Raw genomic sequence first — 4,411 nt, 5'->3', positions numbered from 1 at the left:
ACCCATGGTTGAGTAGTGCCCGTGGGGCAGGCGCATACCGAGGGAGCGGCGCGATCGCGCCGCCGCCCACTCGACGCTGCAGCCCGCATGATCGGCGCCGACAGCGGCCGCGCCGGGCCATGGACCCCGCGGATCGCGGTTCAGTTGACCGTGCTGGCGGCTGCCGCCTTTATTTACGTCACTGCTGAAATCCTGCCAGTCGGTGCGCTGCCTGCGATCGCCCGCGACCTGCATGTCAGCGTCCCCCTGGTCGGCACGCTGCTGGCCTGGTATGCACTGGTCGCCGCGGTGACCACGATCCCGCTGGTGCGCTGGACCGCGCACTGGCCGCGGCGACGGACCCTTTTGGTGACTTTGGTGTGCCTGACTGCCTCGCAGGCGATCTCCGCCGTGGCGCCCACCTTCTCGATGCTGGCCCTCGGCCGGGTGTTGTGCGCGGTCACCCATGGCCTGATGTTGTCGGTGGTCGCCCCGATCGCCACTCGGCTAGTGCCGGCCAGCCACTCGGGACGCGCGACGACGGTCGTGTATGTGGGCATCAGCCTGGCCGTCGTGGTCGGCAGCCCGGCGACTGCGGCGATGAGCTTGCTGTGGGGCTGGCGGCTGGCGGTCGTGTGCATCACCGCGGCGGCGGCAGCCGTCACTGTCGCGGCTTGGGCGGTATTGCCGGCGATGGTGCTCACCGACGACCAACTCGCCACCGTCGGCCCGCGGGCCCGCCACCACCGCAACAGGCGGCTGATCCGGGTGAGCCTGCTCACGTTGGTCGCCGTCACCGGCCACTACATCGCTTACACGTACATCGTGGTGGTCATCCGCGACGTCGTCGGAGTGCGCGGTCCGAATCTGGCGTGGCTGCTGGCCGCCTACGGGATTGCCGGCCTGCTGGCGATGCCGGTGGTGGCCTGGCCATCGGACCGTCGGCCCAAAGCCGCCGTGGTCAGCTGCATGGGCGGCCTGTGGGCGGCGTTGTTCCTGCTGACCGCATTGTCGTTCGGCTCGCCCACCACGGCGACCGCGCTGATCGGCACTGCTGCCATCGCGCTGTGGGGCGCCGCGGCCAACGCGGTGTCCCCGATGCTGCAAGCCGCGGCGATGCGCGCCGGAGCCGACGACCCTGACGGTGCATCCGGCATGTATATGGCGGCCTTCCAGGTCGGCATCATGGCCGGCTCGTTGGCCGGGGGACTGCTCTACGAACGCAGCGTGCCGGTGATGCTGGCCGCCTCGGCGGTCCTGATGGGTGCCGCACTTGGTGGCATGGCGGCCAGCCGGCAGCTGTTCGACGTCGCTCAACTGGCCGAGCGGCCGTGACAGCGGCCGCTTGCCGGCGATCGACACTGCAGGTCAGACGGCACTATGGGGCTGTTCTCCGGCCGTTCGGCGGTCGCTGCAGGCAAAGTCGGCTGCGGGGCTATGCGACACTGGGCTGCAGACTGTGACTGGAGGTATGCATATGTCGCGATCGACGAGAGGCACGCTTCTCGCCGCTCTCAGCACGGGCGCGTTGGCTGCTGTGGTGGTGCTGGGCACCGGCCCGGCGCTGGCCGACCCCGACCAGCCGCCCGGTGATCCGGGCGTTGTCGACCCGGGCCCGGGTGACGCACCGCCACCGCCCCCGCCCGCCGCGCCCGTGGCACCGCCTGCAGGTGATCCTTTGGCAGCACCACCGCCTCCCGGCGACCCAGCCGCCCCGCCGCCGGCGGCGCCGGCCCAGCCTGTTGCGACACCGTCCGGGCCCGCCGCCGGGCAGGACCCCACACCGTTCGTAGGTGAGCCGCCGTTCCTGCCGCCGTCGTTCAGCCCGGTCAACGGCGCGACCGTCGGTGTGGCCAAGCCGATCGTCATCAATTTCCAGCGGCCCATCGCCGACCAGGCGATGGCCGAAAAAGCGATCCACATTTCCTCGGAGCCGCCAGTGCCCGGCAAGTTCTACTGGATGACTCCGACCCAGGTGCGGTGGCGTCCATTGAGCTTCTGGCCCGCCCACACCGCGGTCCACATCGACGCAGCCGGCACCGTGTCGGACTTCCACACCGGTGACGCGCTGGTGGCCACGGCCGACGACGCCAGCCACACGATGACCGTCACCCGCAACGGGAAGGTGGAAAAGACCATCCCGATGTCGATGGGGATGTCGTCGGGCGGCCACCAGACCCCGAACGGCACCTACTACGTGCTCGACAAGAAGGCCACCGTGGTGATGGATTCATCCACCTACGGTGTGCCCGTCAACTCCACGTACGGCTACAAGGTCACCGTTCAGGACGCCGTCCAGTTCGACAACAGCGGCGACTACGTGCACAGCGCGCCGTGGTCGGTGGCCGATCAGGGTGTGCGCGACGTCAGCCACGGGTGCATCAACATCAGCCCGGCCAACGCGAAGTGGTTCTTCGACAACTTCGGCAGCGGTGATCCCATCGTGGTGAAGAACTCCAGCGGTGGTACCTACAGCAAGAACGACGGCTCCAACGACTGGCAGATCTAAGCCGCTTTAGTTCCAGATGTGCACGCGGCGCTGCGGCTGCAGGTATAGCTGGTCGTCGGGTGTGACCTCGAACGCGTCGTAGAACGCGTCGATGTTGCGGATCACGCCGTTGCACCGAAACTCCGGCGGCGAGTGCGGGTCGACCGCCAGGCGTCGGATCGCCTCGGCTTCGCGGGCTTTGGTACGCCACACCTGGGCCCAGCCGAAGAACACACGCTGCACACCGGTGAGGCCGTCGATGATCGGCGCGGGCTTGCCGTTCAGCGACAGCTGGTAGGCCAGCAGCGCAATCGACAGCCCGCCCAGATCGCCGATGTTCTCGCCGACCGTGAACGCCCCGTTGACGTGGTGGCCGTCGCCGAGCCCCCGGGGGGTGTAGGCGTCGTACTGCTCGATCAAAGCTTTGGTGCGGGCGGCGAACTCGTCACGGTCTTCGTCGCTCCACCAGTCGACCAGGTTGCCGTCACCGTCGTATTTGGCGCCCTGGTCGTCGAAGCCGTGGCCGATCTCATGTCCGATCACCGCGCCGATTCCACCGTAGTTGGCGGCGTCGTCGGCATCGGCGTCGAAGAAAGGCGGCTGCAAAATGGCTGCGGGAAAGACGATTTCGTTCATGCCGGGGTTGTAGTAGGCGTTGACCGTTTGCGGCGTCATGAACCACTCGTCACGATCGACGGGTCCGCCCAGCTTGGCCAGCTCGCGGTCGTAGTTGACCGCGTACCCGCGCCGGTAGTTGCCGTACAGGTCGCCGCGGTCGATCACCAGCGTGGAGTAGTCGCGCCACTTGTTGGGATAGCCGACCTTCGGGGTGAACTTGTCGAGCTTGGCCAGCGCACGCTCGCGGGTTTGCGGCGTCATCCAGTCCAGGTTGGTGATGCTGATCCGATAGGCCTCACGCAGGTTGTCGACCAAGGTGTCGATGCGGGCCTTCGCTTCCGGCGGAAAATGCCGTTGTACATAGAGCTTTCCGACTGTGTCACCCATCAGGCTTTGCACCAGCGATACGCCGCGCTTCCAGCGCTCGCGAATCTGCTCGGCACCGGTTAGCGTGCGACCGTAGAAGTCGAAATCCTCGCTTACCAGCGCATCGGTGAGCATCCCAGCTCGGGAGTGCATTAGCCGCCAACGGGCCCAACGCTTCCACTCGTCGAGAGGCTCGCTGCCCCAGAGCTGCGCGAACGCAGTGAGGTAATCAGGTTGGCGCACAACAAGTTCCGCTGCCAGCTCCGGAGTGCTGCCCAGCGCGCTGAGCCAGCCGGCCCAATCGAATCCGGCCGCCTCGGCCTGCACCTCGGCAAAGGTGCGCAGGTTGTAGGTCAGGGCGACGTCTCGGCGTTTCACCACGTCCCAGTGCGCCGCCGCCAGCTTGGACTCTAGCGCCACGATGCGCGCCGCGGTCTCGACGTGGTCTTGGGCGTCGCCGCCATAGACCAGCGCAAACATCCGCGCGATGTGGCCTGGGTAGGCGGCCAGGATCTGCGCGTGCTGCTCGTCGCGGTAGTAGGACTCGTCGGGCAACCCGATGCCCGACTGCGTGACGTGAAGCAGGTAGCGGGTGGAATTTTTGGCGTCGGTGTCGACGTAGAGACCGACGCCGCCGCCGACGCCGGTCCGTTGCAGGGCGCCGAGCACGGCCGCCAGCGCGTCGGAATCGGCGGCGTCGTCGATTGCCGCCAGCTCCTCGAGCAGCGGTTGCACACCGCGGCGTTCGACGGTCTCTTCGTCGAGGAAGCTGGCGTAGAGGTCGCCGATGCGCTGTTCGTCGGTGGCCCGCTCAGCAGCGGCGGCAGCCGTTTCGGTGATCAGGTCGCGGACCTGGGCTTCGGCTCGGTCGAACAACGACCGGAACGCGCCGTCGATCGCGCGATCCGGCGGAATGTCGTATTCGGCCAGCCAGCGGCCATTCACGTGGCCGAAGAGGTC

Annotated in this window: 3 protein-coding genes; 2 read left to right on the top strand and 1 reads right to left on the bottom strand. The window is 67.6% G+C overall.

The features are described from left to right. Positions 1–87 precede the first annotated feature (87 nt). Positions 88–1,314, top strand: coding sequence for an MFS transporter (locus VFA16_RS12095; protein WP_324968042.1), 1,227 nt, complete (start codon positions 88–90; stop codon positions 1,312–1,314). Positions 1,315–1,456: 142 nt separating this feature from the next. Beyond that, entirely contained in the window at positions 1,457–2,488 is a 1,032-nt protein-coding gene (locus VFA16_RS12090; protein ID WP_324968041.1) for a L,D-transpeptidase, read from the top strand. Between the two features lie 6 nt (positions 2,489–2,494). Here VFA16_RS12090 and VFA16_RS12085 read toward each other — a convergent pair. After that, a partial coding sequence (locus VFA16_RS12085) for a M13 family metallopeptidase (RefSeq protein ID WP_324968040.1) occupies positions 2,495–4,411 on the bottom strand: 1,917 nt, incomplete at its 5' end.

The organism is Mycobacterium sp., assembly GCF_035653355.1.
Taxonomy (GTDB): Bacteria; Actinomycetota; Actinomycetes; order Mycobacteriales; family Mycobacteriaceae; genus Mycobacterium.
Note: the sequence above shows the minus strand (reverse complement) of the source record. Positions and strands in the feature narration are given on the sequence as shown.

What these genes read in the sequence shown, in the direction of transcription:
- VFA16_RS12095 (WP_324968042.1), top strand. Translation starts at nt 88, where the DNA reads ATGATCGGCGCCGACAGCGGCCGCGCCGGGCCATGGACCCCGCGGATC.
- VFA16_RS12090 (WP_324968041.1), top strand. Translation starts at nt 1,457, where the DNA reads ATGTCGCGATCGACGAGAGGCACGCTTCTCGCCGCTCTCAGCACGGGC.